The sequence below is a fragment of the Mesobacillus sp. genome, assembly GCF_049588175.1.
Classification (GTDB): domain Bacteria; phylum Bacillota; class Bacilli; order Bacillales; family Cytobacillaceae; genus Mesobacillus.
Genome location: NZ_JBAVFI010000074.1, coordinates 1 through 3,839, shown reverse-complemented (window position 1 = coordinate 3,839; position 3,839 = coordinate 1). Strand labels below are relative to the sequence as shown.

The 3,839-nt window shown below is 42.2% G+C and carries 4 protein-coding genes; all 4 read right to left on the bottom strand.

All coding sequences use genetic code 11. The features are described 5' to 3' along the window. Positions 1–112: 112 nt before the first annotated feature. A complete protein-coding gene (gene galU, locus WB217_RS01675) occupies positions 113–1,000 on the bottom strand; it encodes a UTP--glucose-1-phosphate uridylyltransferase GalU (RefSeq protein ID WP_423990057.1) in 888 nt (295 codons plus the stop codon). A 156-nt stretch (positions 1,001–1,156) separates the two neighbouring features. Then, positions 1,157–2,257 (bottom strand): DegT/DnrJ/EryC1/StrS family aminotransferase, encoded by a 1,101-nt coding sequence (locus WB217_RS01670; protein WP_423990055.1) that lies wholly within the window; start codon positions 2,255–2,257, stop codon positions 1,157–1,159. Next, a complete protein-coding gene (locus tag WB217_RS01665; protein ID WP_423990053.1) occupies positions 2,254–3,243 on the bottom strand; it encodes a Gfo/Idh/MocA family protein in 990 nt (329 codons plus the stop codon). Before WB217_RS01665 ends, WB217_RS01670 begins: the two co-directional genes overlap by 4 nt. Before the next feature lie 47 nt (positions 3,244–3,290). Beyond that, complete coding sequence (locus WB217_RS01660; protein WP_423990051.1) at positions 3,291–3,767, bottom strand: acyltransferase; 477 nt, start codon at positions 3,765–3,767, stop codon at positions 3,291–3,293. Between the last annotated feature and the right edge of the window lie 72 nt (positions 3,768–3,839).

Sequence of the window (3,839 nt, the reverse complement as noted above, 5' to 3'; positions counted from 1 at the left end):
GACCAAAGCTTTTATCCTCGTTTTGCAGCGCATGTTCGATGGGGATTGGCACTGAGTTTATGACAAATATAAATAAACCTATATAACCAATGTTATATAGGTTTATTTGTATTTAGTTTTTTGCGTTTTTTACTTCCTTCAAAACCTTTTCCAGATAAGCGATTACGTCATCCTTCAGGTCCTCGCGCTGGAGGGCAAAGTCGATCGTTGTCTGGACAAAGCCCATTTTTTCACCAACGTCATATCTCTTGCCTTCGAATTCGTAAGCAAACACCCTTTGGATTTGATTCAATTGCTGTATTGCGTCCGTTAACTGGACTTCGCCGCCTGCACCAATTTTCTGCTGTTCGAGGAATTTAAAAATTTCAGGATTTAAGATATAACGGCCGATGATCGCCAGGTTTGAAGGTGCAGTCCCCGAAGGAGGCTTCTCCACAAAATGATTGACTTGATATCTTCTCCCGTCTTGACCTGCAGGATCAATGATGCCATAGCGATGGGTCTCGTTATCCGGAACTTTTTTCACTCCGATGATGCTTGAGTGCGTTTCTTCATACTGCGTGATCAGCTGCTTTAGACAAGGCGTATGGCTTTGAACGATATCATCTCCGAGCAGAACAGCGAACGGTTCATCGCCAATGAAATTTCTTGCGCACCATACGGCATGTCCTAATCCCTTTGGTTCCTTCTGGCGGATATAATGAATGTCAGCTAACTCAGAGGGATGCTGAACCCGTTTCAGTAAATCCATTTTTCCTTTCTCGAAAAGGTTCCGCTCCAGTTCATGTGCTACATCAAAATGGTCTTCAATGGCTCTTTTTCCTTTGCCTGTTACAATGATGATGTCCTCAATTCCTGATGCAACGGCTTCTTCCACAATATATTCAATAGTAGGCTTATCGACAATCGGAAGCATTTCCTTTGGCATCGCTTTAGTCGCCGGAAGAAATCTAGTGCCTAAACCTGCAGCGGGAATGATGGCTTTGCGTACTTTTTTCAATAGCCTTTCCTCCAAATAAGTTGGTTTGTACATTATACAGATGAACGACCTTATATGTGATTCTGTTCGAGAAGATTGTGAGATTTCTCAATTGAACTTAGGAATCAGCAAATTCATTGCATTGTTGAAAATAGAAAAAGAAGAGAGGGGTTTCCGTTAGTTGACAATGTCCTTCAAAGCCTTACATATTTCCTTGATCTGTTTCTTTGTTAGCTCTGCGAACATTGGGAGTGACAATAGGTCGCTGGCATATTCTTCGCTAATCGGGAATGTACCTGCGGAAATTCCAAGTCCTTTATAGGCTTCGGTGAGGTGGATAGGTGTGGGATAATGGATGCCTGTTTGAATGCCGCGCTCGAGCAATAGTCGTTGCACGGTATCACGATCCTTAACGCGAACGACGAATAGATGGTATACGTGTTTCACATCTTCCTTTTCAATTGGGAGAATCAAATTTGTATCTTTCAGCAGTTCCCTGTAAAGAGATGCGTTTTTCCTTCTAGCTTCAGTCCATTGCTCAATATATTTCATCTTCACATTTAGAATGGCTGCTTGAATTCCATCTAACCTGCTGTTATAACCAGCAATTTCGTGAGAGTACTTCACTTTGCTGCCATGCTGGCTAAGCAAGCGTACCTGGTCTGCGAGTTTTTGGTCATTCGTCACAACGGCACCGCCATCTCCATATGCGCCCAGATTCTTGCCCGGATAAAAGCTGAAGCATGCCGCATCCCCGATCGAGCCGATCCTGCGGCCTTTGTACTCAGCGCCGTGTGCTTGAGCAGCATCTTCAATCACTTTGATGCCATGTTTAGCTGCGATTTCCAAAATTGGATCCATGTCAGCAGGCTGTCCATATAAATGAACAGCAATGATCGCTTTTGTTTTTTCTGAAATTCTAGCTGAAATTTCTCCGGTATTGATCGTATAGGTATCTTTGTCATGATCGACGAATACTGGCTGTGCCCCAACTGCGGAAATGGCTTCTGCGGTGGCAATGAACGTATTCGCAGGAACAATCACTTCATCACCAGGGCCAATATCCATTGCCTTTAGGGTAAGCCATAAGGCATCTGTCCCATTCCCGACACCAACACAGTAAGACACGTTGCAGTAATCTGCAAAGTTTTTTTCGAAGGCTTCGACCTCTTTGCCGCCAACGAAGGCACAAGTTTCAAAGATCTGTTCTACTGCTTCCTTTACTTCCCCTTTGATGCTTTTATATTGGGCTTTCAAATCTAAAAATGGTATCGTCATTCGCTATTTCCCCTTAATAATAAATCACTTTCCTCAAGTACTTTTACAACGTTCAAACCTTTATTTCCGCTGCTCAGTGGCTCTTTTTTATTCAATACACAATCAGCGAAATGAGAAAGCTCAACATGTAAGGCTTCTTTTAAAACAAGTTGTGGTGTATATTCTTTTTCATTCGCGTAATGATAGGATACAGCTCCATGATCATCCTGTGAGCAATCAACATGCTTTAAAAAAACCTTAATTTTTTTCTCGGGTTCCATGTCGTCATAAATCATCATCCCTTTAGTACCGATGACAGCCATTTTCCGGACTTTCTCGGGATATAGCCAGCTATTCATAATGTAGACCTTCTCGCCAGTTGAATAGGTTAGATTGAGATAAGCCGTATCCTCCAGCTGTGGGTTGATATCCCGCTGCCCAAAGGCCTCCACCTTTGTTATTTGTCCATTGATTAGATAGTCAACGATGGATAAGTCATGTGGCGCTAAATCCCATAAAACGTTTATATCCTTTTGGTATAAGCCCATATTTAAACGGTGGGAGGAAATATATTGGATTTTTCCGATTTCTCCTGAATCAATAATTTCTTTCATTTTGCGTACAGCACTCGTGTAAACGAATGTATGGCCAACCATAAGTGTCAGATTTTTGGATTCAGCCAGTTTACATAGTTCCGCAGAACTCTTAACAGAATTGGTCAAAGGTTTTTCAATAAAAACATGCTTGCCATTTGCGAGAGCTTCTTTGGCAAAATGATAGTGGGTATTTACTGGCGTGACAATAAGTACGATGTCAATTGAAGGGTCTTGGATAATATCCTGATAGTTAGTGGTGGTTTTAACGTGAGGGTATAAAGCTTGCTGTTTTGTTAACTGATCCTGATTCAAATCAGCGATGTAGATAAGGTCAACTTCTGGCAAAGCATCTAGATTACGGATTATATTAGGTCCCCAGTAGCCGCAGCCAATGACTCCTGCTCGTAACATTCATCAGTCCTCCTAATAGAAATTTATTTGGCAAGAAAAGGCGAGATTCATTCCTTGATGTAGCGGATTACCTTTGCGGGGTTTCCGGCAACGATTGAATTTTCAGGTACATTCTGTGTAACGACACTGCCAGCTCCAACCAAGGAACCTTTTCCAATTGTGATACCAGGCAGGATGGTGCTTCCTGAACCAATTGAAGCCCGTTCTTCAACAAATGTTTCTATTACGTTCCATTCGGCTTCGGTTTGCAGCGTGCCATCTGGATTGACAGCCCGCGGAAACATATCGTTCGTAAACATCACACCATGTCCGATAAAAACGCCGTCGGCTATATGCACTCCTTCACAAAGAAAAGAGTGACTGGAAATTTTGCAGTTTCTCCCGATTTTCACTCCTTTTTGGATTTCAACAAATGCTCCTATTTTCGTGCCATCTCCAATTTCGCATCCATAGGCATTGACAAAGTCATATACCTTGACGTTTTCGCCAAGTTTTACGTTTGTTAAGTTACTTTTGCTTTCCATCACACACACCCAAATCTCTCAATTTGTAAGGAAGCCGGGAGTAAAAAAACGATAATTGGCTTACAATCAGTC

What these genes read in the sequence shown, in the direction of transcription:
- WB217_RS01670 (WP_423990055.1), bottom strand. Translation starts at nt 2,257, where the DNA reads ATGACGATACCATTTTTAGATTTGAAAGCCCAATATAAAAGCATCAAA.
- WB217_RS01665 (WP_423990053.1), bottom strand. Translation starts at nt 3,243, where the DNA reads ATGTTACGAGCAGGAGTCATTGGCTGCGGCTACTGGGGACCTAATATA.
- WB217_RS01660 (WP_423990051.1), bottom strand. Translation starts at nt 3,767, where the DNA reads ATGGAAAGCAAAAGTAACTTAACAAACGTAAAACTTGGCGAAAACGTC.